Consider the following 23,850-nt stretch of genomic DNA (forward strand, 5'->3'; position numbering starts at 1 on the left):
AGGGCTTCACAGTCGACACAGCGTCTTTCCGCTGGTTCGTCCGTTGAGCAGATCGACCAACGCGGTGGAGGCAAGCTCGAGGCCGTCGTAGACGGATTCCTCGTAGATCATGGTCCCGTCGGCCAGTCGGCTTCCGACGATGGATCGCATTCTGTCGTAGAGGTGCCCGAACGATCCGGCTCGAAATCCCCGTATCGACAAACTCTTGGCCGTGATCTGAAAGAGGTTCGACGGGAGCGTGTTCGAAGTCTCGTAGGTGGAGATGGCCCCGCACATCGCGACGCGTCCCTCGGGTCGAAGTGCGTTCAGGGCAGCTGGGAAGTGGGATCCGCCGACGTTGTCGAAGTATGCGTCGATCCCGTGCGGCGCTGCCTGTGCGAGCAGGCTGTCCATGTCGCCGTCGTGGTAATCGAACGATCGGGAAGCTCCGAGAGCGTCGACCAGGTGATCGGCCTTGAGTCTGCTGCCTGCGGACGCGATCACCGTGCACCCGTGGTGGACAGCGAGTTGGGTAGCGGTACTGCCGACTGCTCCTGCGGCGGCGGAAATCCAGACTGTATCGGACGGTCGAATGTTCATGACCTCGAAGAGGCCGACATACGCTGTGAGGCCGGAACTCCCCAGGGGCCCGAGAAACCACTGATGTGGCCAGTCACCGGCATCGATCTTGGTCAGGGTGCCAGCGCCGCCCAATCCACCGGCGGTAGCAGAGACCGTCGCATAGTCGCGGTAGCCGTTCATGTGCGACACCAGATCTCCCGGCCGAAAGTTCTCGTGCCGTGACTCGACGACGGTGCCGAGTGCCAACCCCACCAACGCCTCTCCGACAGAGAGCGGTGGTAGGTACCCGGAAGGTGCCGATTCACCCAGTCGCAGTCGAATCGACGGATCGACCGAAAGCCACGTATTTTTTACCAGCACATCGCCATCGAGCAGCGGAGCGAGCGGGATTTCCTGCAGTTCCAGATGGATAGTCGCCAACTTCCCGCTCGGGCGGGCGGCGAGGCACAGCGTTCGGCTGAGCATGGGCGGGTGCCGTCCTTTCGAGTCCGGGAATCAGGTGAACTTGCTTTCCCACTCCTGCTGAAACTGCGAGACCTTCTCGGGCGTCAGCGAATCCGTATCCGGTAGCGAAATGTCCTGAGCCGAACCCACCGAGTTCTCGATATCCGGCAGAGCGCTGCCGTACCCCTTCGACAGGGCGCGCTGCCCGTCGGCGGACACCATGAAGTCGGCCAGCACCTGCGCGGCGTTGGGATGCGGCGCCGAGGACAATACGTGGGAGTAGTACGGCGCACCCCACGCCGGATCGGGAAGTATCCACTCGACGGGTGCGCCGGCTTCCTTCTCGCGGATCAGCGGGGGAACCATCGGCGATGCGGCGATTTCGCCGGAGCTCAGTGCCTGAGCCACAGCCAACGCGCCGGGATAAACCCGAGGTTCCTGCGCAGCCAGCTTGTCCAGGAAGCCGCCACCGGTCCAGTTCTCGTCGAAGAATCGATACTCGTCGACGACGGCGGCGAACCCAGCAGGATTCACGATGCCTATCCGACCTTTCAACGCCGGATCCAGCAGATCCTGCGGGGACGAAAGCCCGGCAGGAACTGCATCGGTGTTCCATCCGAGTGCGAATATCGCTGCGCTGGTGAGGAAGAACGTGTCGTTCAGCATGCTCGTCGATCGAGCGTAGGCCGGGTCGTCGAAGGCCGGCCCGACGATCGGGGTCGAGTAGGTGCCCGATTCGGACGCAGTGGTGATCCACGCGGGATCGGTCGACATGTGTACGTCGGCTGTTCCACGGCCGGTGCGGACTTCGGTCTCCACTCGCGGGTTGAGCTCGACGTCACTACCGCGCGTGAACTGGAGATCGATGTCGGGATACTTCGACTCGAAAGCGGTCTCGAGTGTTTCGAGGTTTTCGGGATGCTGGGTGGAGTACAGGTGCACACTCCCTTCATCGTTGGCCGCAGCCACGACGTCGTCCCACGAACCCTGTACCGGTGCGGACCCTGCCTCCTGCGAGGATTGTCCGCACGCCGCGGCAACGAGAGTCACCGCGGCAATCCCGACGGACATCACCGATCGACGTAGTGCGTTCACAGCGTTCTCTTTTCGTTCAGGATGCGAGGGTACGGACGCGCTCTCCGCGCAGTGCTTTGTTCACCAACGACTGTGGCGGCTCGAAGTGAGCGCCGTACTTCGATGCCAATTCGCGCGCTCGGTCGACGAAACCGGACAGCCCGCCGTCGTATTGGTCGATGTACTGAATGACGCCCCCGGTCCACGAGGGGAAGCCGATGCCCAGCAAGGACCCGCCCCATCCTGTCAGGCGTTCACGGCCGTTCGTCACCGGTGGTGCTCCGTCCGAGAAAAGCACCGGACAGCCCGCCGTCGTATTGGTCGATGTACTGAATGACGCCCCCGGTCCACGAGGGGAAGCCGATGCCCAGCAAGGACCCGATGTTCGCGTCGGCCACGCTCGTCAGCACCCCTTCGTCCAGGCACTTGACTGCCTCGATCGCCTCGGCGAACAGCATCCGTTCCTGCATGTCCCGGAAAGGAATGTGCGTCGAACCGGAATCGAACGACGTGCGAACGCCCGGCCAGATCCCGGTTCTCGTGCCCGATTCGTCGTAGCTGTAGAAGCCGCCGCCGCCGGCRCGCCCGGGGCGGTCGAGCTCATCGACCATCTTGTCCATCACTGCGTCCGAGCCRTGTCGGCGAGGCGGCTTTCCTTCGTCGGCCAGCGCCCGCTCGTTTTCTTTGCGGATCTTCTGCGACAGCGACAGGGTCACCTGGTCCATCAGTTGSAGSGGYGGGACGGGGTAGCCGGCCTGCGCGCCCGCCTGCTCGACGAAGACCGGRTTGACGCCCTCGCCGACAGCGGCCATCGCTTCGTCGAGGAACGCGCCGATCACTCGTGAGGTGAAGAACCCTCGGCTGTCGTTGACGACGATGGGAGTCTTACCGATCCGAAAGACGAAGTCGACGACCTTCGCCACTGTCGAGTCGGAAGTCTCTCGGCCACGAACGATTTCGACCAGGGGCATCTTGTCGGCAGGGGAGAAGAAGTGGATTCCGATGAAATTCTGTGGACKGCTCACGCCGTCGGCCAAGATGGAGATCGGAAGCTGGGAGGTGTTGGAGCCGAGKACGACATCGGCGGGAACGATACCGTCGAGTTCCCCGAAGACGCGATTCTTGACGTCCACGGACTCGAATGCCGCTTCGATCACGAGATCGACTGCGGCGCAATCGGTCGCGTCCGCCGTCGGCCGGATCCGSTCGAGCAGTGCCGCCGACCTCTCGGCTGTCGTCGACCCCCGCTCGAGTGCTTTCGCTTCGAGCTTCTCGGCGTAGAGTTTTCCGCGATCGGCCGCGTCCTGGTCGAGGTCTTTCAGTACCACCTCGATGCCGGCCTTGGCGCACACGTAGGCGATCGCGGCACCCATCATTCCGGCCCCGATCACCGCCACGCTCCGGGCGGTGAACNGCAGTGCCGCCGACCTCTCGGCTGTCGTCGACCCCCGCTCGAGTGCTTTCGCTTCGAGCTTCTCGGCGTAGAGTYTTCCGCGATCGGCCGCGTCCTGGTCGAGGTCTTTCAGTACCACCTCGATGCCGGCCTTGGCGCACACGTAGGCGATCGCGGCACCCATCATTCCGGCCCCGATCACCGCCACGCTCCGGGCGGTGAACTCGTCGTGGCCGGCCGGGCGAGACGTTCCGCGTCGGATGGTCTGCATGTCGAAGAAGAACGCACGAATCATGTTCTGCGCGACTCGATCGGTCATCAGAGAGACGAAGTAGCGGGTCTCGATACGATCTGCGGTGTCCACGTCGACGGTGGCGCACTCCGCTGCGGCGGCGAGGATAGCCCTCGGTGCAGGAGCGGGTGCACCCTTGAGCTGCTTACGGAGCAATGCCGTTGCAGCAAGGAGATTTTGAGCGACGGCGGGGTCGGTGGGCCCGCCGCCGGGGATCTCGAAACCCTTGACGTCCCAGGGCTGCTCGGCCGACGGGTTCGCGGTAATCCATGCCTTCGCTGCCGGAACCAACTCGCCGACACTGTCGACCCCAGCGTCGATCAGACCGAGCTTGATCGCGTCGGACACCGAATGCTGCTGGCCCTTGGTCAACACCTTCGCCAGGGCGGCATCGATTCCCATCAGTCGGATCGTTCGGACTATCCCGCCGCCACCGGGCAACAGTCCGAGTGTGGCCTCGGGGAGACCGATTCGGGTGCCCGGCAGGTCCGCTGCGATGCGGTGATGGGTATGCAGCGCAATCTCGAAGCCGCCGCCGAGGGCCGCGCCGTTGATCGCGGCCACCACCGGGCGACCGAGGGTCTCGAGCCGTCGCAGCACACCCTTGATTCCGTCGATCCGCTCGGTCAAGGCGCGCGCAACGTCCCGCTGGTCGACATCGCCCGGGTCCGCCGTCATGTCGTCGAGGTCGCCGCCCGCGAAGAACGACTTCTTGGCCGAGGTGATCACGACACCGATGATGTCGTCCTTCTCGGCTTCGAGCCGCTCGACCGTGGCGGCCATGGACGCGATGTACGTGTCGTTCATCGTGTTCGCGCTCTTGCCCGCGTCGTCCATCGTGAGTACGACGACGCCGTCGGCACCGCGTTCCCACCCGATCATGTTCTCGCTCATGTTCTCTCGATTTCTGTGTGTCGACGTCGGGTGGTTCAGAGGCGTTCGATGACGGTGGCAACGCCCATTCCGCCACCGATGCAGAGGGTGATCAGGCCGTACCGGCCGCCGATTCGTTCCAGTTCGTCCAGTACGGTGCCCACCAGAATCGCGCCGGTGGCGCCGAGCGGATGGCCCATAGCGATAGCTCCGCCGTTGACGTTGGTCTTCTCGTGCGGGATGTCGAGGTCTTTCATCCACTTGAGCACGACGGACGCGAACGCCTCGTTCAGCTCGAACACGTCGATGTCGTCCACGGTCAGGCCCGCTCGCTCGAGCACTGCCACGGTGGCCGGGGTCGGCCCGGTGAGCATGATCGTCGGCTCGCTGCCGACCTGCGCCGTGGCCACGATGCGACCGCGCGGAACCAGGCCCGCGCGGGCACCGGCCGCTGCACTGCCGATGAGAACCAGCGCGGCACCGTCGACGATGCCCGAAGAGTTACCGCCGGTGTGCACGTGATCGATGCGCTCGACGTCAACGTACTTCTGCAGCGCCACGTCGTCGAAACCTGCGGCCTTTCCCAACGCGGCGAAGGCCGGCTTCAACTTGCCCAGGCTGCCGGTGGTGGTTCCCGGTCGGCGGTGCTCGTCTTGGTCCAGCAAGGTGACGCCGTTGAAGTCCTCGACCGGGACGACGGAATTCTTGAAATAGCCTGCACTCCAGGCTGCCTCGGCGCGTCGCTGGGACTCCGCCGCGTAGGTGTCGACGTCGTCACGCGAGAACCCCTCGACAGTCGCGATCAGGTCGGCACCGATTCCCTGCGGAACGATGTACAGGTCGTAGGCGGTGGCCGGGTCGGTGAACAAGGCACCGCCGTCGCTGCCCATCGGCACCCGAGACATGGACTCGACGCCGCCGGCGATCACCAGATCGTCCCAGCCGGAAGCGACCTTCTGTGCTGCCAGGTTGGTCGCTTCGAGGCCGGACGCACAGAAACGGTTGATCTGGGTACCGGGGACCGATTCAGGTAGACCCGCCACCAAAGCGGCTGCGCGAGAGATCACCGCGCCCTGTTCTCCGACCGGTGAGACGACGCCGAGGATGACGTCGTCGATGTCGGATGGGTCCATATCCGGGAATCGGCTGCGGAGTTCGGTGATCAAGCCCGCGACGAGGTCCACCGGCTTGGTGCCGTGCAGAGATCCGTTCCGCCCCTTGCCTCTCGGAGTACGAATGGCTTCGAATATCAATGCGTGCTCTGACATCTCGCTCTTTTCTTCTCTGTTGCGTGAGTCGTTCGGCTATCGGTCGAACGCCAGTTCCGGCGTTCGGGCGATGAGCAACCGTCGGACGCGCCCGCTCTCGTCGAGTTGGGCCGACGCATTGAACGACGCCTCGAAGGCTCCATCGCGGGTGGTGCGTCCCAGGACCATCTCGGTGCCGTCGACGGATGCGCCGCGATCGAGATGGTGAATCAAGGTGCTCTTCTCGCGTTGCTGTAGGTAGGCGACGAGCCCGTCGCGGTCGCCCACGAATTCGGCGGCCTCGCCGTGTCCCTTGGAGAACTGCACGGACATACGGAAGTCTGCTGAGATCATGGTCAGGACCCGGTCGGGGTCGTCGGAATCCATGTATTCGAACCAGCGCAGCAGCGTGGGGGTCGGTTGGGTGTTCGAGTTCATCGACGGTCTCCTGAATCGGTGCCGAGTAGATCGAATTCGGTGTCGAACGAGACCTGATAACGGTCGATCGAACCGTCCGCGCGCACATGCATGGTTCCGACGAAGTAGCCCGTCGTCCGGTCGCCTTCCGTGACTGCGCCGTGTGCGAACTGGAGGTCCTGGTCGACGGCCGATCGGAGAACTCGGTGCTTGCGGTCGACGGGGGGTCTACCGGCCAGATATTCGAGCATGGCCATTCGGCCGGTCTTTCGACTCGTCCCACTCGGCAGGACCATCGAATATTCGACATCCTCGGACAGCATCGCCACCGCGTCGTCCAGATGTCCAGCATCCAAGGTGGCGTAGTACTCCACAATCCTCAATGACATGAAGTGAACTTAGTTCAGGTAAACCCTGTTTGTCGAGGGTTCGAGCGGTTATGGTTCGAGAAGAAACTGAATTCAACTCGAGTGGAGCGACATGTCATCATCTCACCGCGACGCACAAGCCCCCTGGCCTCGTTCGGAGCCGTCGGCGCTGACGCCCGGCAGTGAACAGGCCGAAATACGCGAGGCCATCCGCGGAGTCCTCGCCAAGTACTCCACGATCGAGCAGGTGCGGGCCTCTGCGGACTCAGCCCCTGGCTACTCGGTCGAACTGTGGAAACGGTTGGTCGACGACATGTCGGTGACCGCCATGGCTGTTCCGGAGGAGTCGGGTGGACTCGGCTTCGGGATGGTCGAGCTCGGCATCGTTCTGGAGGAATGTGGCCGCGCTCTGGCTGTCGAACCCGTCTATCAGCATGCGGCCGTCGGCGTTCGCGCCATGATCGAGGCGGGCAACTCGGATCTGCTCGACGATGTTCTGGCCGCCGGCACGATCGCGGCGGTGAGCGCGCTGTCCGCCGAGTCCGACGATGTCGACGCCGACAGGACCGACGACGGCTGGGTCCTGAGTGGTCGGGTTCGCTATGTCGTGGGAGGCGGCGCGGCGGATGTTCTCGTCGTCAGTGCCCGCTGTTCGGACGGTGTTGCGCTCTTCGGTGTACCGGCGAAAAGTTCCTCTGCACTGCATGATCGACGCGTCGTCGACTCGACCAGGCGACAAGCGGACATATCGTTCGATCGCGCCCCCGCGACGCTCCTGGTACCGGCGGACAGGGCCGGAGACGCGATTGCTCGGATACAGGACGTGGCCACGCTGGCGCTCGCGTGCGAGAACACCGGTATTGCGGATGCCTTGCTGCAGATGACGCTCGAGCACGTCAAGACGCGTCAACAGTTCGGACGCCCCATCGGCTCCTTCCAAGCCATCAAGCACCGCCTGGCCGACATGTTGATCGAACTCGAGCGTGCCCGATCGGCGGCGCGTTATGCCGCTGCTGTGCACGACGAGGATCCCGACGAGGCCAGGCTGGCGATCGCCGTCGCGGGTGCCGTGTGCAGTGATGCCGCGGTGCACGCGGCCCACGAGGCCGTGCAACTGCACGGGGGAGTGGGGTTCACGTGGGAGCACTCTGCGCACAGCTATTTCCGCCGAGTTCTCGGAAATGAAGCGTTGCAGGGTGATTCGCGTGCGCATCGGGCGCGGATCGCCGATTTGCTTGCCGTGTAGACCGATTGCTGCCATCGCAGGTGAGCGGCTATTGACGCCATCGCTCCGATGATCAATACTGAAGTGAATCCAGTTCAACTTGCTCTCTCGAAAGGCTGTCACATGATCGACACCGACCACATTCTGTTGGAGAAGGACGGCGAGGTCGCTCGCGTCTGGCTCAACCGCCCGCACAAGAAGAACGCCGTCACGGTGGAGCTGCTGCATCGTCTGGACGAGATCATCGTCGAGGTGGACAACGATCCGAACCTCAAGGTTCTCGTGCTCCGCGGAGTCAACAACACCTTCTGCTCGGGCTTCGACCTCGACGAATTGCTGTCGGACTTCATCGGCACCACCACCGCCATGGACGTCGCCGTGCTGTCGGCGAAGGTGTGCGATCGTCTGTACTCCATGAACACTCCCTCCGTCGCGGTGCTCGAGGGTTACGTCACCGCCGGTGGATTCGAACTGATGATCTCGTGCGACTTCGCTATCGCGGCCGACGACGCAAGAATTGGCGACTTCCACATCCGCCGTGCATTGTTCGGTGGTGCCGGCCCCATCTACCGCCTGCCCCGCATGATCGGCATCCGGAAGACCAAGGAACTCATGCTCACCGGCAAGCTGCTCTCGGGCACCGAGGCCGTCGACTTCGACCTGATCAATGCGTCCGCGCCGGCCGAGGACCTCGACAAGACCGTCGACGAGTTCATCGGGAACCTCACCGACAAGAGCCCGTTCATGATGAAGCTGACCAAGATGTGCATCGACCGCGGCCTGGATGCGGATATCCAGTCGCTCATGGTCATGGAGCATCTCGCAGTCGGCAATGCTCTCCAGTCCGAGGACGGCAAGGAGGGCGTCACCGCATTCCTCGAGAAGCGTGAGCCCAAGTGGGTCGGGCGCTGACCCGCACCACCTCCGCGTTCTGATCGAACAGTCCGAAAGGCAGCATCATGGAGCAGGCAACGGCCGCCGCGCTCGAGGGCAGCAAGTGCACTGTATGCAGTACCGTGGCTTTCCCCGCCAGTGCGATGTGCAGCAGGTGTGCCACACCCACGGCGGAGAACATCACGTTGAGCACACTGGGCACCGTCTGGGCCTACACGGTTCAGCGTTTCGCGCCCAAGTCTCCTCCATACGTGCCACCGGTCGGCGGGTTCGTTCCCTTCGCAGTCGGCTACGTGGAATTGCCCGAGGGCATCAAGGTCGAAGCAATCCTCGATTGTGAGAGCTTCGACGAACTGGATGGGGCACCGGTGCGTCTGACATCCACCGCACCGGTGCCTCGATTCGCGGTCGACACCCTCGGCACGCAACCGGAATCGACAGGAATCAGCCAGTGACACAGAATGTTTCGATCATCGGTGCAGGGCTGTCCAAGTTCGGACGGCAACCTGGAGTGTCGGGCCGTCAGATGGCCGTCACCGCGATCGACAACGCATTGCGCGATGCCGATCTGTCCTGGCCAGACGTGCAGGTCGCATTCGGAGGCAGTGACGGTTCGGGTCTCGCCGATACCCTCGTCGCCGAACTCGGCTTCACCGGTATCCCGTTCACGAACGTCAAGAACGGTTGTGCAACAGGCGGAAGCGCGTTGTTCTCGGCCGTCAATGCCGTGCGGTCGGGCTCCGCGGACGTCGCTCTCGCAGTGGGTTTCGACAAACATCCGCGTGGAGCATTCGACCCACGGCCGGCGGAGTGGGGTCTACCCGACGGATACGGCGAGGCCGGTCTGATGGTCACCACCCAGTTCTTCGGAGCCAAGATCTCTCGATACATGCGTCGGCACGACATCTCGAGTCGGACGCTGGCTCTGGTAGCGGAAAAGGCCTATCGCAACGGAGTTCTCAATCCCAACGCCTGGCGCCGTGAGGCCATGGATGCCACGACGATCGCAGAAGCCGACATGGTCAACGATCCGCTCACGCGGTACATGTTCTGCTCGCCCGGTGAGGGAGCAGCCGCGATCGTCGTCGCCGGCGAGGACTACGTCGCGCGAGCCACCGGTCGGCCGGTGAAGATCGCAGCCATCACCCACCGGACCCGCCGGTTCGGGTCCTTCGAGGTCTTCAGCCCCTCTGTTCAGGGCGACGGCGAACCCACCAGTGTGAGCGCAGACGCTGCGCGGGCGGCCTTCGAGCAGGCCGGCATCGCTCCGCACGAGGTCGACGTCGCGCAGCTGCAGGACACCGAGAGCGGTGCCGAAATCATGCACATGGCCGAATGCGGCTTCTGCGAGCCCGGTGAGCAAGAAGCCATGATCGCGGCGGGTGACACCGAGATCGGTGGGCGCTTGCCGATCAACACCGACGGTGGCTGCATCGCGAACGGAGAACCCATCGGTGCCTCCGGTCTCCGGCAGGTACACGAGATCGTGACCCAGCTACGTGGCGAAGCCGGCGAGCGCCAAGTGCCGGGCGATCCGCGTGTCGGCTTCACCCACGTGTACGGCGCGCCGGGCATCAGTGCCTGCACCGTGCTGACGGTCTGACCCGAGACGAACCAGAGGTAATGCAGTGACACAACAAACGATTCCGGACATCCTCGAGTTCGGCGAGCAGGCCACCGCGTGGCTGAAATCCGTTGCGGCACCCCGCACCGACTCCGTGTGGGGTCAGGGCCCGGATACGGTCGCCGTCTTCGAGAATTGGACCGCGGAGGAAGAGCAGGCGCACACCGACGAGATCGCCGCGTACGAGCAGGCGAAGTTCGATGCGGGATGGGGCGCACTGAATTCCCCGACCGAGTACGGTGGCCGCGATCTTCCGCTGTCGTACGTACTTGCCTTCCGGCGCGTCGAGGACACGTTCGATGTGCCCAAGCGGACCGAGATGTTCTCCGTCACTCAGCAGTTGGTTGCGCCCACCATCGCGCAATGGGGAACCGAAGAGCAGCGGACGAGGTTCGTTCGCGCCATGCTTCGGGCCGACGTCATCGCATGCCAGTTGTTCTCCGAGACCGAGGCCGGTTCCGACCTGGCCGCGGTTCGGACACGCGCAACCCAGGCCGAGGACGGCTCGTGGACGATCGACGGGCACAAGGTGTGGACGTCGGGGGCGCGGGTCGCCGACTACGGAGTCGCCCTGTGCCGCACCGACTCCACGGTCGCCAAGCACGCGGGTCTGACGATGTTCCTGATCCCGATGGACGCGTCGGGAGTCGACGTACGTCCTATTCGCCAGATGACGGGTGGCAGCTCCTTCAACGAGGTGTACCTCGACAGCGTGCACCTGAGCGACGATCATCGGTTGGGCCCGGCCGGTAAGGGCTGGCAGGTTGCCCTGACAGTGCTTGCGGCCGAACGCCTCGACGGCGGCAACCTCGGACTGGCTAACGCGGACGGCGCTGTGGCACTTGCCCAGAACCTCGGCCGCGAGCTGACCGAGATCGAGCGTGACGCCGTGGCCGATCTGGTGACGCGTAGTTTCGTCCAGCGAATCGGCAACATGCGAGTGGCCGGTGCTGTCATCGCCGGCAACGATCCAGGGCCGGAAGCGTCTCTGGGAAAACTTCTGGCCACCGACACGATGGCCAGGACCTCCGAAGTCGTGCGCTTGCTGCTCGGTCGTGACCTGACATCCGACTCGGGACGGTGGGGCACGTTCGCGTGGTCCGAGCATCTACTCGGAGCCCCGGGCTATCGAATCGCCGGCGGTACCGACGAGATTCAGCACAACATCATCGCCGAGCGTGTGCTCGGTCTCCCGAGAGAGCCGCGACCATGACCAAATCCTCCTTGCGCACTCGCGTGACGGCCGCGCTGGACGCCGAGCTCGGCGTTGCGGTCGACACGTTCGAGCCTTTGCTTGGTGGCCATTCCGGATTGACCTACCGAGTGACGACGTCCGGCGGCGACTTCGTCGTGAAGGCTGTCCCGGATGGGCAGCGGTCGGTCGGGCGGCACGACATGCTTCGGCAGGCCTCGATTCTGCGTGCGCTGGCCGACACCGATGTGCCGGTACCGGCAATCGTCGCGGTCGACGAGGAGGAACCGGCCTGGTTCGCCATGGAGCTCGTCGTCGGTGAGTCGCTCGAACCGGTGCTCGACGACCCCGAGGTGGAACCGAGTATCGCGGCCGCACGAATGCGGCGAGCGGCGGAGGTGCTGCCGGCGTTGCACGCCGTTCCGCTCGCGAGCATTCCTGATACGGGCGACATCCTTTCGCCGGCCGACGAATTGGATCGCTGGTCCAAGACGCTCGCTGCGGTTCCGGTGGAACTGGTCGAGGGTGCCGACGAGTTGGTTCGACTTCTCCGTCGAGACATTCCGGAAGCGATCACACCGACACTCGTCCATGGGGACTACCGGCTGGGAAACATCATCTCCGACGGTCTCGAGCCGGCGGCTCTGATCGACTGGGAAATCTGGAGCGCAGGTGATCCACGCGTCGAACTGGGGTGGTTCCTGGTTTTCGCCGACGGCACCAACTTTCCCGGGGTCGGCCGAGACGTGCCCGGTCTGCCCAGTAGCGAAGAACTGATCTCCTGCTACACCGCGAGCGGTCCGGCGCTGCCGGACATGACGTGGTTCGACGCCCTCGGGCGACTGAAGATGGCGGCGATCATGGGTCACAATCTGCGTCGGCACCGCGAAGGTCGCCACATCGACCCGGATCAGGAAAAGCTGCCCGCGACCATCCGCAGGTTGATCGACACCGGCACCGCATTGCTCGCGCGCTGACGCCCCCTTCACTCGACAGGAGCACAACGAAGTGGACTTTTCCTACTCACAGCGGACGGCCGAATTGTCGGCCACGCTCGAGACATTCATGGACGACCACGTCTACCCGGCCGAGAGTGTCTACGACGCTCAGATCGCCGCGAACGACAATCCGCACGAGCAACCGCAGATCATGCGGGATCTGCAGGCACGCGCCCGTGAACTCGGGTTGTGGAACCTGTTCATGACCCATGACGGCCTCGGTGCGGGATTGACCAATCTCGAGTATGCGCCGCTCGCCGAGATCGTCGGCCGTTCCATCATCGGGAACGAGGCGATCAACTGCTCGGCACCCGATACCGGCAACATGGAAATCCTGGCTATGTACGGCACCGAGGAGCAGAAGGAGCAGTGGCTGAAGCCGCTGCTGGACTGCACCATTCGCTCTGCGTTCGCCATGACCGAACCCGATGTCGCGAGCTCGGACGCCACGAACATCACCTCGACCATCACTCGTGACGGGGACGAGTACGTCGTCAACGGCCGAAAGTGGTACACCTCGGGCGTTCTCGATCCCGACTGCAAGCTCATGATCTTCATGGGGAAGTCGGATCCGGACAGTTCCACCTACCGCAGGCAGAGCATGATTCTGGTTCCGGCCGACGCACCCGGCGTAGAGGTGGTGCGCGACCTACCCATGTTCGGATTTCAGGATCGTCTGGGCCACGGGGAAGTTCAGTTCACCGACGTGCGCGTGCCCGCCGCCAACATGCTGGGGGAGGAGGGCGACGGATTCGCCATCGCACAGGGGCGACTCGGCCCAGGCCGCATGCACTACGCCATGCGGGCGATCGGCATGGCCGAGCGCGCACTGGAGATGATGTGTCGGCGCTCGCTCGTTCGGCAGGCGTTCGGCGGACCGTTGTCCGATCAAGGTGTGGTGCGTGAGTGGATTGCGCGCAGCCGCATGGAGATCGACCAGATTCGGTTGTTGGTGCTGAAGTCGGCATGGTTGATGGATACCGCCGGAAATGCTTCGGCCCGTTCGGAAGTCGCTGCCATCAAGGTGGCTGCGATGGAGGTGGCCCACAAGGTTGTCGACCGAGCGGTGCAGACGTACGGTGCCGCCGGAGTCAGCAACGACACCATTCTCGCTCGGCTCTACGCCATCACCCGAGCTCTGCAGATTGCCGACGGCCCCAACGAGGTCCATCTGCGGACCATCGCCCGACTCGAGGTCAAGAGGTACGCATGAGTACACCGAAATTGGACGGCAAGGTCGCGCTGGTGACAGGAGCCAGCCGTGGGTTGGGTCTGGCCATTGCCCGCGGTCTGAAGGACGCAGGCGCGACCGTCATCGTGTCGAGCCGCAAGCTCGAGGCCTGCGAGAGTGCGGTCTCGAGCCTGGGTGACGCGGGCCCGGGCAGCGCACATCCGTATGCGTTGCACGTCGGACACTGGGACAGCATCGAGCCGGCCGTGGACGACATCATTTCTCGTTTCGGGAGCCTGGACATCGTCGTCAACAACGCCGGGATCGCGCCGCTGGCCGAGAACCTGGTGTCGGTGACAGAGGGACTGTGGGACAAGACGATCGAGGTCAATCTCAAGGGACCGTTCCGGCTGATGGCCGTGGCTGGTGACCGGATGGCGGCCGCGGGAGGTGGGTCCATCATCAATATTTCGAGCATCGGTGCCGAGCGACCCAGCCCGCCCGAGGCGATGTATGCAGCAGCCAAGAACGGTCTCAATGCGCTGACACGCGCGTTCGCCCAGGAATACGCGCCCACGGTTCGCGTCAACTGTGTGATGCCCGGCGGTTTCGCTACCGATATGGCCGAGAACTGGGACGAGGAGTTCATCGGCAAGATCGTCGACCGGCTCCCGGCCGGGCGGTTGGGACGGCCCGACGAACTCGCCGGATTGATCACTCATCTCGCCTCGGACGAGGCCGGATACACGACGGGCGCGATCATCCCGGTCGACGGCGGCCGCACTTCCGTCTACTGACCGATCACTCGTATTGTCCGACAATCAGTTTGGAAGTGGACACATGACTCAGGACATGTTCTCCCTGACCGGTCGCGTCGCTGTGGTCACCGGTGCCTCGTCGGGGCTCGGCCTCGGTTTCGCCCGGGCGCTCGCCGCGGCCGGTGCCACGGTGTACGCAGCAGCGCGGCGGCTCGACCGGCTCGACGCGTTGTCGGCCGAGATTCCGGCCATCGTGCCCGTCCGCTGTGACGTCACCGACGACCGCGACCGGCGAGCGCTGGTCGATCGATGCTTCGATGAATGCGGCCGGCTCGACGTCGTGATCAACAACGCGGGAAAGCCCGGCCCCCCCAATGCCGAGGACGAGACACTCGACGGTTTCCAGTCCATCCTCGACGTCAACCTGATCGCCGGGTTCCATCTGGCCACGTATGCGGTCGGCAAGATGCCGAGTGAGGCAACAGCGTCGATCATCAACATCTCCTCGGTGATCGGGTTGGTGTCCACTGCGCCGATCGGCGGTGCCAGTTACGCGGCGTCGAAGGCAGGCACGCTCGGCCTCACTCGCGAACTCGCCGGTCAGTGGGGTCGCCGAGGCATTCGCGTCAACGCCGTCGTGCCCGGATGGTTCGATACGGAGATGACCGATGGCCTGTTCACCAACGACAAGTCCGCGGGGTGGGTGCGGCGAAACACCATGCTGGGACGCGGCGGTGTCGACGGTGAGATCGACGGTGCCGTGCTGTTTCTGGCCTCGGACGCCAGCTCGTACATGACCGGCCAGACCCTGGTGGTCGACGGCGGATGGACGGCGCGCTGATGTTGGCCGTGCAGCTGTGCGAGTGGGGCAGCGGACCGGAGTTTCGGGAGGTACCGAACCCGATACCGGCCGGCGAGGAGCTTCTGGTCCGCGTCGACGCCGCCGGACTCTGCCGGTCCGATCTGCACGTGATGGATTCGGGCACGGAGGTTTTCGACTACCGGCTGCCGATGACGCTGGGGCACGAAGTAGCGGGCACGGTCGTATCGGCCGGCCCGTCGGCCGACAGTTCATGGATCGGCCGCGCCGTGGTCGTACACGGAATCTGGAGTTGCGGAACGTGCCCCAACTGCCTGCGGGGCAGAGAGAATTACTGTCGGTCGCTGGTTCGACGTCCTGACGGTCGGCTGGCCCCCATCGGAAACGGACTCGGATATCCAGGCGGCCTCGCAGAACTGATGCTGGTGCCGTCCGAGCGGGCACTGGTTCCGACCGGCACCCTCGATCCGTGCAGTGCCGCGCCCCTGGCCGACGCGGCACTGACTGCCTACCATGCCATTCGCACCAATTCCACGGTGATCGACAGCCGCAGCGTCGTAGTCGTGGTCGGAGTCGGCGGTCTCGGCCACCTTGCCCTGCAGATTCTGCGCACCATGGACGTGCCGCACATCATCGCAATCGACTCCAAGGCCGAAGCCGCCGCTGTGGCCGAGTCCTCGGGAGCGCACGAGTTCTACGACTCCGTTTCCGCTGCGGCGCAACGGCTCACGACACTGGGTGGTGCGGACCTCGTTCTCGACTTCGTCGGCGCGCCGACCACAACCGCGCCGGCCGCCTCCCAGCTTCGGAACGGGGGTTCTCTTGTCGTGGTAGGCAGCGCCGGCGGCCGATTGACAGCCGGGAAGGATGTCGGTCTGGCCGCAGGATGGACGGTGGATGCACCGTTCTGGGGCACGCGAGCCGACCTCGAAGCCGTTGTCGCACTGGCGCAGGACGGCCTGTTACGCGCCGAAATCACCACCTTCCCCTTCACCGAGGCGATCTCTGCCTACGACCGATTGCGGAACGGATCCGTCACCGGCCGTGCAGTCCTCGACATGAGTGCATCGCGCACCAGGAAAGAGTCACACCAGTGAAACGGCTTGCCCGCGAGATGGTCATTCGCGCCGAACAGAATCCCGATGCAGTCGCCGTCGTCGACGAGGACGGCAGCCACACGCTCCGGACCGTCGTCGAGGCGGCGAAATCGCTTGCCGACGTCTTCGGTGGTATCGACCCCAGCCCCCCGACCGTGGTGATTCAGGCCGACAACACCTGGGGCACCGTCGCTGCTGCCCTCGGTGTCGGACTCGCCGGCGGTGTGGTCGCGGTGGTCAGCCCGCACGCAACGGAGTCGGAGTTCGCCTTGGCGCTCGAGGACATCCGACCGGACGCCGTCGTCGGAACGCCCGAGGCTCTTCGTCATTGGGGTGTGACCGACACGCTCCTTCCTCTGGACACGCCCGCCTTCGGCTCGTATCGCGTGCGGGCGACCGATCGCGCTTTCGCCGCTGTCGCCCGGTGGAACGGCGGTGACGCGATTGCGATGACCTCGGGCTCGACCGGACGACCGAAGTGCGTGGTGCAATCCGAAGACGCGATCAGGTATGCGTCCACATCCACCATCGATGCCGTCGGACTGCGCCCCGGCGAGGCGATCGGTGCCTTCGTTCCGCTGTCGTCGGTTGCTGCATTCTGCTTCGGAATGTACTTGCCGGCGTTACTGGGTGGCCCGATGGTGGCCATCGGAAAGTGGTCCCCGGAGGCGGCCCTGCGGGCAGCGCGAGAACACCGGATTGCTTGGACGATGCTGGTTCCGACCATGGCTCTCCAGCTGTCGGTCGCCCCGAATTCCGAGGGCGCGTTGGACACCATGCGCGCTATGACGGTCGGCGGCGGGCCGATGAGCGAGCGCGCCCTCGCCAAGGCCGAACAATGGTTGCACACCACATTCCTCCGAGTGTTCGGAATGTCCGAGTGCTTGGGCCACACCACACCTGCGCTCGACGACCCGGTGTCGATTCGCCTCGGACGCGATGGGCGACCGTTTCCCGGAACCACAGTGCGGGCAGTGGACGCGGACGGTCATCCGCTCCCCGTGGACGACATCGGCTCGGCGCAGGTCACAGGGCCGTCACTGTTCGTCGGGTACGCACGAGCCGGGACTCCGGTCCCACCCGAACTGACGCCTGACGGCTTTCTTCCGACGGGTGATCTGGTGGAGGTCGCGGCGGACGGTTCCATTCGCGTGATGGGCCGGCAGAAGCAGATCATCATCCGCGGCGGACGCAACATCGACATCAACGAGGTCGAGTCGGCCATTGCCTCCCTGCAGTCGGTGGTGCAGGTCTGTGTCGTACCGGTGCCCGACGACCTGCTGGGGGAGCGTGCAGCAGCGCTCGTCGTGACCGGCGGTGAACAGCTCGGTCTCGACGACGTCACCGCGCAATTGGCGATCGACGATTTTCCCAAGTCGAAGTGGCCGGAATATGTGTTCACCGTCGACGATCTACCGCAGAATCGCGTCGGAAAGCTGTCTCGACCGGATGCGACAGCACTTGCTCGCCAGCTCGCCGCTACAACTGACTCGAATTCACATCGAAAAATGTAAGCTCTCACCGAGGCTGAATACGTTCTATCAGTAGGGGCAATCATGACCGTAGGAACCGACGTTCGGCGCGAGAGCCCGCGGTCCAAGAGGACGCGGATCCTGTCGGCGGCCATCGACCACTTCGGCAAGGTGGGATACGAGCACACCAAGTGGGCGTCGATCGCCGACGAGGTCGGTATCGGTCAGACCGCGCTCTACCACTACTTCGAGTCCAAAGCGCACTGCTTGTTGACCATCATGCGCGTCGAACTCGCGGACTCCGCCGCCCGCTTCGTGGCGGCCACCGACGGCGTGACGCACGCCGAGGATGCACTTCGCGCCGCGATTGCCGCGTCCTTGGCGGCATCACCGCAGGATGCCTTGGCCCGTCGTATTCTGCACAATCACATGGACCTCCTGGCGACCGAACGGCAGTCGGCCAAGGAGGAGGCCGAGCGAGTCGAGTGCCGTGCACTCGTGCAGCGAATCGAGCAGGACTGGACCGGACTGGTCGGGCGGGGGATCGAGGCGGGCCAGTTCGCGGAGTCGAATCCGACCATGTCCGCGCGACTGGTACTCGCTCTGGTGGTCAGCGTGTGGCGGTGGTATCGGCCCGACGGTCGACTGAGCATCGACGAGATCACTGCGCTGGTCACGGACGCGGCCATTCGCGTCGTACGTAAGTAGTCGTCCGCACGTAGCGGGACGACGGCCGACCCAGCCGACGTTTGGTGGCCGACCAAACTGAACAGAATTCACTTAGGAGAAAAATGTACAACCTGGTTCTTGTCGCAGCGCGCCCGGAAGAGTGGACTCACGAGCAGTTCATCACGTGGTGGCGCGGCGAGCACGCCGACGTCACATACCCCTTGCCGGGCTTGCTCCGGTGGCAGCACACCGAACTGCTCGACGCATTCGGGAGCAAATCGCAAGGGTGGGACGGATTGTCGGTGCTCAGCTTCGAATCGCGCGACGCACTCGAGGCCGCCCTGGCCAGTGACGAGTGGAAAGCCGCCGTCGCGCATGTCGGGACCATGGGTGGCCGACGAATGATGTGGTACGGCGACGAGAAGACGATGGTGCCCCTCGCGAGCGACGCGGGATGACGTCGTCCTGGGCCGACCCGGGCTGTTTTGGGGTGGCAGACGGCGTTCATCGCGTTCCACTACAGATGCCACAGGACGGCCTGCGTGCCATCAATGTCTATGTGCTGGAGACCGATACGGGTCTGGTGCTGATCGACGGTGGTTGGCACCGGACATCCACCCACGACGAGCTCGTCGACGCGCTGCGCCGCATCGGACGTCGGCCCTCGGAGATCCACGACGTGTACGTCACCCACGTACATCGTGATCACTACACGTTCGCTGTCGAGTTGCGGCGTTTGTACGGGACTCGGGTGCATCTCGGTGCCGCAGAGGCACCGGGCATCGAGGCAATAGGTCGATTACGTAGCAACGTTCCGGTCAGCTCGATCCGCGAGCTCGAACGCGCAGGCGCGCCCGACATCGCCCGTATCGCGGCGGAGAGCGGGGCAGCCGAACCCTTCGATGCTTCGGACTGGGAGCCACCGGACACCTGGTTGCAGGCCGGCCCCCTGGACATTCCCGGCCATGCGGTGGACGCCGTACATACCCCCGGTCATACCAAGGGCCACATGGTGTTTCAGGATGCGGAACGGAATCTGTCCTACACCGGCGACCACGTTCTGCCCACGATCACGCCGTCGATCGGGTTCGAGCTCGGCGAGTGGGATCTGCCACTGGCCAAGTACTTGGCGTCGCTGACCGTGATGCTCGACGAACCGGACCGGACGATGTTGCCGTCGCACGGACATCCGGGTGCGGGCGTGCACGAGCGCTGCCGGCAGCTGCTCGAGCACCACGACCGCCGCCTGGCGGCTACCGAGCACGCTGTCGAGTCCGCTGGTCGCGCAACGGGGTTGGACGTAGCGTCCGCCCTCACCTGGACCCGACACGATCGATCCTTCGCAACTCTGGACAGCTTCAACCAGATGGTGGCGACCTGCGAGACGCTCGCCCATCTCGATGTCCTGGTCCAGCGCGGCAGGCTGTCGGCGCAGACGTCCAGCGGGGTGAACTTCTTCACCACCTGCTGAAGCGCTTGGCCGACAGCCTCCCGGAGCGGTCAGTCGCAGGTCCAGCCGCCATCGACGTAGAGCTCGGTACCGGTGACGAACGTGGAGTCGTCGCCGGCCAGAAAGGCAACTGCAGCAGCCACTTCCGCACCGGTTCCCAGTCGACCCATCGGGGTGTGCGCGATCATGGCGCCGTGCCGTTCGGATCCCTCGTAGCGTTCGAGCAGTTGGGTGGTACCGATGAAGCCGGGGTGAATGGAATTGACGCGGACGCCCTTGGTGGCCCAGTACAGTGCGGCGTTCTTGGTCATCGTGCGCACTGCTCCCTTGGCGGCAGCGTAGGCGAAGCTGTTGCCGAGGCCGCCGACGCTGCCGAGGATGGAGCAGATGTTGACGACGGAGCCTCCACCCGATTGCTCGACGTACGCGCCCGCATGCTTCATTCCGAGCCACGTCCCCGTCTGACTGACTTCGACGACTCGGTTGTACCGGTCGAGATCCTCGTCGACCACGGTTCCGAGGCTACCGATGGCACCGTTGTTCACCACCGCGTCCAACCGGCCGTACTGCGTGGCCACGGCCTCGACGGCGCTGCGCCACTGGTCCTCTCGGGTGATGTTCAAACCGATCGGCAGATGGCGTTCACTGTCGGTCTGTTGGGCCACGAGTGCTGCACACTCGTCGCCGTCGACATCGGTCACCACGAGCACAGCGCCTTCCGAGGCCAGCCGCTCGACGATCGCTGTACCGATCCCTCCGGTTGCCCCGGTGACCAGAACGACCTTGTCCTGGAGCCGAGACTGCGCGCCCGTCACAGCTTGCTCAGTACGTTGCGTCCGCCGACGAGCATCGCCGCGGCGACACCGATCGTGGTGACGGCAGTCATGAGCAAGGCCATCGCGGCGACGAGTGGGTAGGAGCCGTTCTGCCACATGTCGAACAGCAACGTGCCCATCACCTGGGTGGTGGATGCTCGCACCAGAAGTGACGCGGCGAATTCATGCGTCAGCAGAATGAACATGAGCGCGACGGCACTGAGGATGGTCGGACGCATCAGCGGCAACATGATTCGGAGATTCGTCACGAACGGCGACGCACCACTGGTGGCCGACGCCTCGGTGTAGGTGTTGCCGAGCGAGAGCATGGCCGTCATCTGCATTCTCGTCGAGAACGGCAGCATCAGCACGATGTACACGAGGATGATCACCGTTCTGGTTCCGTACAGGATCAGGGGCGGCTCGGTGTACGTGAGCAGGAATCCGACGCCGAAGATCACGGCCGGTATGCCCAGTGGCAGCGCGGTCATGAGGTCTGCGATCAGCGCGAGAATTCTGAACCGACGACCGCGGACGAGAAGGTTTGCCATCAGGTACCCGAGCGGAATGCAGATCACGACCGCTCCCAGTGAGGTCAGCACACTGGTCAGAACGGATTCGACCACCGCTGTCGTATCCATCAGCGCTCGGAAGTTGTCCAACGTCAACAGACTCAGCGACAACGATCCGGACCAGTACGGCGTCAACGAGACGATGATGAGACCCACCAGTGGGATGACCAAGGCGAAGAGTGCGAACACGACGATGGTGACCGTGGCCCACGTGGCTTTACCCGTGGAGGGCGCGAATGCCTTACCGCCGTGCGTGACGAAGCGAGTTTGGTTGCCCAGCAGTGCTTTCTGAGCCAGCACCAGCACCAGTCCGAAGATCACCAGCGGAGATCCGGCGGCCGCAGCCGCGGCGAAGTCCGACGGGGACTCCGACACCCGGCGGTACATCTCGGTGGTCAGCACCTTGACGCCGGTGTTCGCACCCAACAGCAGGGGGCCGGTGAACTGGCCGAGCCCGAGGAGCAAAGCGATGCCGCCGCCGTAGATGAGGGACGGTCGAAGCAACGGGAGAACGATCTTGAAAAAGATTCCCACCGTGGACGATCCGCTGACCTGAGCTGCTTCGAGGTGTTCGGAGCTGATGTTCTGCATGCCGGAACTGACGAAAAGGTACACGAACGACGTCAGACCGAAACCGGTGAGAACGATGATCCACGGCACGGTGTACACATCGATCGGACCACTGTCCGATCCGCTCCACCACGGCAACAGTCGTAGCAGCACATTGAGGTAACCGGGGCCGGGGGAGAGCAGGAATGCCCACCCGACCACGCTCGCCACCGCCGGCATCACGATCGGCAGGATGGGAATGACACGAAGCCAACCGAGCTTGGCGGGAAGCCTGCTGGCAGCAAAGGCGAGCAGTGTGCCCAGCACCATCGCGATGACCAACGAGCCCAGCGCCAGCGCCACCGTGGTTCGAAGGGTGACGCCGATGTCGAAGCGGCCGTACTGACTTCGATATCCGGCAGCACCGTCCTCGAACGCGAGCATCTGCAGTCGCACCATCGGGAGTACGACCAGATAGGCCAGGATTGCCAGGACGGCGGCATACCCGATCCGCGCCCGCCAGTTCGGCGAGATCGTCAGCGATCGCTTTTCCGGCGACTCGACGGCCCCGGGACGTTCGATGTCCACTGCGGTTGCCATCACGAGGTCTTTCCAGCGGAACCGACGAGCTCGGAGTCCGAGTTCGACGACGTGTCGGCAAGCGCGTACACCCGCAGACAGGACGGCGCGAAGCTGACGACGACGGGTTGTCCGGGGCTACTACCCCTCAGTGCCGCACTGTGTTCGGCAGCCGTGGCCCGCAGAGTCAACTGCTCGTCGCCGGTCTTGACGGCCACGTCGAAGTACCGACCGCCGTACTCGTACGTCACGAGTTCTGCGTGCAACGCGATGTTTCCGGGCGGCACCTGGTCTGCCGTGTCGTGCAGGAGCACATCGTCGGGACGGAACCTCGCCACAGCGCGGGTTCCTTCGTCGGCACGCTCTCGGACCGTCGCCGTCTGTAGGTCGATGACGTCCGACCCGCTGGTGACCCAGCCGTCGTGGCTGCGCCGGAGTTCGAGTCGATTACCCATCCCGATGAAGGCCGCGACGTACTCCGATGCCGGATTCTCGAAGACATGCTCGGGCTCGTCGTATTGCTCGATCTTTCCGGCTTTCATGATCGCGAGACGGTCACCGAGAGCGAACGCCTCGGACTGGTCGTGAGTGACGAACACCGCGGTGAAACCGAGCTGTTGGTGCAGCTGGTGAATCTGAGATCGAACTTGATCTCGCAGCCGCGCATCGAGATTGCTCAAAGGCTCGTCGAACAACACGAGATCCGGTTGGGCCACCAGCCCGCGTGCGACCGCGACGCGTTGCTGCTGGCCGCCGCTGAGCTGCGATGGGTACCGGTCGAGCAAAGCGCCGCAATCGACCATGTTCGCGGCCGTCTCGACCGCACCGTCCGCAATTGCCTTCTTCAGTTTGCGCACCGTCAACGGGTACCGGATGTTCTCGGCGACCGTCATGTGGGGCCACAGTGCATACGACTGGAACACCATGCCGATGTTTCGCTTGTGTGCCGGGACATGGAGTTTGGACGACGCGTCGAACACCGTCCGACCCGCGAACGAGATCGAACCACCCTGCGGGGTCTCCAGCCCGGCGAGGCATCGCAAGGTCGTGGTCTTGCCGCAGCCGCTCGGCCCGAGCAGGACCAGAAATTCGCCCTGCTCGATCTCGAGGTCGAGACTGTCGACGACGACGTTGGCACCGTAGGTCTTCGTCAGTCCGGAGACCGCGAATCGAGAGGTCATTGCATACTCACTTTCGGAGCATCGGTGTGCGTGCACCGGCGGCCGCAGTGGGGCGACCACGGTGTTCGTTTCTGTCACATGTCATTTCGTATTCCGCGCGCGGTAGCGACGGTCT

The 23,850-nt window shown here is 64.2% G+C and carries 22 protein-coding genes and 2 pseudogenes; 14 read left to right on the forward strand and 10 right to left on the reverse strand.

From position 1 onward, the window contains the following. Nucleotides 1–6: 6 nt before the first annotated feature. From ASG84_RS25710 to ASG84_RS25740, 7 genes and pseudogenes are all read right to left on the reverse strand, one after another. Nucleotides 7–1,026, reverse strand: a complete 1,020-nt coding sequence (locus ASG84_RS25710) for an MDR family NADP-dependent oxidoreductase (protein ID WP_057479791.1) — start codon at nt 1,024–1,026, stop codon at nt 7–9. Between the two features lie 30 nt (nt 1,027–1,056). After that, on the reverse strand, nt 1,057–2,076 hold the full coding sequence (locus tag ASG84_RS25715; RefSeq protein WP_057479938.1) for an ABC transporter substrate-binding protein: 1,020 nt from the start codon (nt 2,074–2,076) through the stop codon (nt 1,057–1,059). 40 nt (nt 2,077–2,116) lie between these two features. After that, a pseudogene (locus ASG84_RS28470) lies at nt 2,117–3,492 on the reverse strand (3-hydroxyacyl-CoA dehydrogenase family protein); the annotation flags it as partial. Nucleotide 3,493: 1 nt separating this feature from the next. After that, a pseudogene (locus ASG84_RS28475) lies at nt 3,494–4,658 on the reverse strand (enoyl-CoA hydratase-related protein); the annotation flags it as partial. 35 nt (nt 4,659–4,693) lie between these two features. Further along, nucleotides 4,694–5,905, reverse strand: a complete 1,212-nt coding sequence (locus tag ASG84_RS25730; protein ID WP_057479794.1) for an acetyl-CoA C-acetyltransferase — start codon at nt 5,903–5,905, stop codon at nt 4,694–4,696. A 36-nt stretch (nt 5,906–5,941) separates the two neighbouring features. Then, entirely contained in the window at nt 5,942–6,322 is a 381-nt protein-coding gene (locus ASG84_RS25735) for a hypothetical protein (RefSeq protein ID WP_057479795.1), read from the reverse strand. Further along, nucleotides 6,319–6,690 carry a nuclear transport factor 2 family protein gene (locus ASG84_RS25740; RefSeq protein ID WP_057479796.1) on the reverse strand — a complete coding sequence of 124 codons (372 nt, stop codon included), beginning with the start codon at nt 6,688–6,690 and terminating at the stop codon, nt 6,319–6,321. Before ASG84_RS25740 ends, ASG84_RS25735 begins: the two co-directional genes overlap by 4 nt. A gap of 91 nt (nt 6,691–6,781) precedes the next feature. Between ASG84_RS25740 and ASG84_RS25745 the strand changes: the two genes are divergently transcribed. The 14 genes from ASG84_RS25745 to ASG84_RS25810 all read left to right on the forward strand — a co-directional run bounded on the left by ASG84_RS25745 (nt 6,782) and on the right by ASG84_RS25810 (nt 20,060). Further along, entirely contained in the window at nt 6,782–7,915 is a 1,134-nt protein-coding gene (locus tag ASG84_RS25745) for an acyl-CoA dehydrogenase family protein (RefSeq protein ID WP_057479797.1), read from the forward strand. Between the two features lie 102 nt (nt 7,916–8,017). Then, the gene (locus tag ASG84_RS25750) at nt 8,018–8,806 is read left to right on the forward strand and encodes an enoyl-CoA hydratase/isomerase family protein (RefSeq protein WP_057479798.1); all 789 of its coding nucleotides are present in this window, start codon (nt 8,018–8,020) and stop codon (nt 8,804–8,806) included. 47 nt (nt 8,807–8,853) lie between these two features. Then, nucleotides 8,854–9,243, forward strand: coding sequence for a Zn-ribbon domain-containing OB-fold protein (locus ASG84_RS25755; protein ID WP_200936709.1), 390 nt, complete (start codon nt 8,854–8,856; stop codon nt 9,241–9,243). Beyond that, nucleotides 9,240–10,391 (forward strand): thiolase family protein, encoded by a 1,152-nt coding sequence (locus tag ASG84_RS25760; RefSeq protein ID WP_057479800.1) that lies wholly within the window; start codon nt 9,240–9,242, stop codon nt 10,389–10,391. Before ASG84_RS25755 ends, ASG84_RS25760 begins: the two co-directional genes overlap by 4 nt. 25 nt (nt 10,392–10,416) lie before the next feature. Further along, entirely contained in the window at nt 10,417–11,625 is a 1,209-nt protein-coding gene (locus tag ASG84_RS25765; protein WP_235581854.1) for an acyl-CoA dehydrogenase family protein, read from the forward strand. After that, entirely contained in the window at nt 11,622–12,581 is a 960-nt protein-coding gene (locus tag ASG84_RS25770) for a phosphotransferase family protein (protein WP_057479801.1), read from the forward strand. The genes ASG84_RS25765 and ASG84_RS25770 overlap by 4 nt, the downstream gene beginning before the upstream one ends. Before the next feature lie 31 nt (nt 12,582–12,612). Then, nucleotides 12,613–13,815, forward strand: coding sequence for an acyl-CoA dehydrogenase family protein (locus ASG84_RS25775; protein ID WP_057479802.1), 1,203 nt, complete (start codon nt 12,613–12,615; stop codon nt 13,813–13,815). Continuing rightward, complete coding sequence (locus ASG84_RS25780) at nt 13,812–14,570, forward strand: SDR family NAD(P)-dependent oxidoreductase (protein WP_057479803.1); 759 nt, start codon at nt 13,812–13,814, stop codon at nt 14,568–14,570. The genes ASG84_RS25775 and ASG84_RS25780 overlap by 4 nt, the downstream gene beginning before the upstream one ends. Before the next feature lie 43 nt (nt 14,571–14,613). Then, complete coding sequence (locus ASG84_RS25785; RefSeq protein WP_057479804.1) at nt 14,614–15,372, forward strand: SDR family NAD(P)-dependent oxidoreductase; 759 nt, start codon at nt 14,614–14,616, stop codon at nt 15,370–15,372. Then, on the forward strand, nt 15,372–16,448 hold the full coding sequence (locus ASG84_RS25790; protein WP_082521245.1) for an NAD(P)-dependent alcohol dehydrogenase: 1,077 nt from the start codon (nt 15,372–15,374) through the stop codon (nt 16,446–16,448). The genes ASG84_RS25785 and ASG84_RS25790 overlap by 1 nt, the downstream gene beginning before the upstream one ends. After that, nucleotides 16,445–17,962, forward strand: coding sequence for a class I adenylate-forming enzyme family protein (locus ASG84_RS25795; protein WP_156399719.1), 1,518 nt, complete (start codon nt 16,445–16,447; stop codon nt 17,960–17,962). The genes ASG84_RS25790 and ASG84_RS25795 overlap by 4 nt, the downstream gene beginning before the upstream one ends. Before the next feature lie 42 nt (nt 17,963–18,004). Next, the gene (locus tag ASG84_RS25800) at nt 18,005–18,628 is read left to right on the forward strand and encodes a TetR/AcrR family transcriptional regulator (protein ID WP_057479807.1); all 624 of its coding nucleotides are present in this window, start codon (nt 18,005–18,007) and stop codon (nt 18,626–18,628) included. Nucleotides 18,629–18,711: 83 nt separating this feature from the next. Beyond that, a complete protein-coding gene (locus ASG84_RS25805) occupies nt 18,712–19,047 on the forward strand; it encodes an EthD domain-containing protein (protein WP_057479808.1) in 336 nt (111 codons plus the stop codon). Beyond that, entirely contained in the window at nt 19,044–20,060 is a 1,017-nt protein-coding gene (locus tag ASG84_RS25810) for an MBL fold metallo-hydrolase (protein WP_057479809.1), read from the forward strand. The genes ASG84_RS25805 and ASG84_RS25810 overlap by 4 nt, the downstream gene beginning before the upstream one ends. 29 nt (nt 20,061–20,089) lie before the next feature. On the opposite strand, the gene ASG84_RS25815 is transcribed toward ASG84_RS25810, so the two are convergent. The 3 genes from ASG84_RS25815 to ASG84_RS25825 are packed head-to-tail and all read right to left on the reverse strand — an operon-like array spanning nt 20,090 to nt 23,735. Beyond that, nucleotides 20,090–20,854 carry an SDR family NAD(P)-dependent oxidoreductase gene (locus ASG84_RS25815; RefSeq protein ID WP_057479810.1) on the reverse strand — a complete coding sequence of 255 codons (765 nt, stop codon included), beginning with the start codon at nt 20,852–20,854 and terminating at the stop codon, nt 20,090–20,092. Then, nucleotides 20,851–22,575 (reverse strand): ABC transporter permease, encoded by a 1,725-nt coding sequence (locus ASG84_RS25820; RefSeq protein ID WP_082521235.1) that lies wholly within the window; start codon nt 22,573–22,575, stop codon nt 20,851–20,853. The genes ASG84_RS25815 and ASG84_RS25820 overlap by 4 nt, the downstream gene beginning before the upstream one ends. Then, on the reverse strand, nt 22,575–23,735 hold the full coding sequence (locus ASG84_RS25825; protein WP_057479811.1) for an ABC transporter ATP-binding protein: 1,161 nt from the start codon (nt 23,733–23,735) through the stop codon (nt 22,575–22,577). The genes ASG84_RS25820 and ASG84_RS25825 overlap by 1 nt, the downstream gene beginning before the upstream one ends. Nucleotides 23,736–23,850: the final 115 nt, after the last annotated feature.

This window comes from Rhodococcus sp. Leaf278 (assembly GCF_001426085.1).
In the GTDB taxonomy this organism is placed as follows: domain Bacteria; phylum Actinomycetota; class Actinomycetes; order Mycobacteriales; family Mycobacteriaceae; genus Rhodococcoides.

What these genes read in the sequence shown, in the direction of transcription:
- ASG84_RS25710 (WP_057479791.1), bottom strand. Translation starts at nt 1,026, where the DNA reads ATGCTCAGCCGAACGCTGTGCCTCGCCGCCCGCCCGAGCGGGAAGTTG.
- ASG84_RS25715 (WP_057479938.1), bottom strand. Translation starts at nt 2,076, where the DNA reads ATGTCCGTCGGGATTGCCGCGGTGACTCTCGTTGCCGCGGCGTGCGGA.
- ASG84_RS25730 (WP_057479794.1), bottom strand. Translation starts at nt 5,905, where the DNA reads ATGTCAGAGCACGCATTGATATTCGAAGCCATTCGTACTCCGAGAGGC.
- ASG84_RS25735 (WP_057479795.1), bottom strand. Translation starts at nt 6,322, where the DNA reads ATGAACTCGAACACCCAACCGACCCCCACGCTGCTGCGCTGGTTCGAA.
- ASG84_RS25740 (WP_057479796.1), bottom strand. Translation starts at nt 6,690, where the DNA reads ATGTCATTGAGGATTGTGGAGTACTACGCCACCTTGGATGCTGGACAT.
- ASG84_RS25745 (WP_057479797.1), top strand. Translation starts at nt 6,782, where the DNA reads ATGTCATCATCTCACCGCGACGCACAAGCCCCCTGGCCTCGTTCGGAG.
- ASG84_RS25750 (WP_057479798.1), top strand. Translation starts at nt 8,018, where the DNA reads ATGATCGACACCGACCACATTCTGTTGGAGAAGGACGGCGAGGTCGCT.
- ASG84_RS25755 (WP_200936709.1), top strand. Translation starts at nt 8,854, where the DNA reads ATGGAGCAGGCAACGGCCGCCGCGCTCGAGGGCAGCAAGTGCACTGTA.
- ASG84_RS25770 (WP_057479801.1), top strand. Translation starts at nt 11,622, where the DNA reads ATGACCAAATCCTCCTTGCGCACTCGCGTGACGGCCGCGCTGGACGCC.
- ASG84_RS25780 (WP_057479803.1), top strand. Translation starts at nt 13,812, where the DNA reads ATGAGTACACCGAAATTGGACGGCAAGGTCGCGCTGGTGACAGGAGCC.
- ASG84_RS25785 (WP_057479804.1), top strand. Translation starts at nt 14,614, where the DNA reads ATGACTCAGGACATGTTCTCCCTGACCGGTCGCGTCGCTGTGGTCACC.
- ASG84_RS25790 (WP_082521245.1), top strand. Translation starts at nt 15,372, where the DNA reads ATGTTGGCCGTGCAGCTGTGCGAGTGGGGCAGCGGACCGGAGTTTCGG.
- ASG84_RS25800 (WP_057479807.1), top strand. Translation starts at nt 18,005, where the DNA reads ATGACCGTAGGAACCGACGTTCGGCGCGAGAGCCCGCGGTCCAAGAGG.
- ASG84_RS25805 (WP_057479808.1), top strand. Translation starts at nt 18,712, where the DNA reads ATGTACAACCTGGTTCTTGTCGCAGCGCGCCCGGAAGAGTGGACTCAC.
- ASG84_RS25810 (WP_057479809.1), top strand. Translation starts at nt 19,044, where the DNA reads ATGACGTCGTCCTGGGCCGACCCGGGCTGTTTTGGGGTGGCAGACGGC.
- ASG84_RS25820 (WP_082521235.1), bottom strand. Translation starts at nt 22,575, where the DNA reads ATGGCAACCGCAGTGGACATCGAACGTCCCGGGGCCGTCGAGTCGCCG.
- ASG84_RS25825 (WP_057479811.1), bottom strand. Translation starts at nt 23,735, where the DNA reads ATGACCTCTCGATTCGCGGTCTCCGGACTGACGAAGACCTACGGTGCC.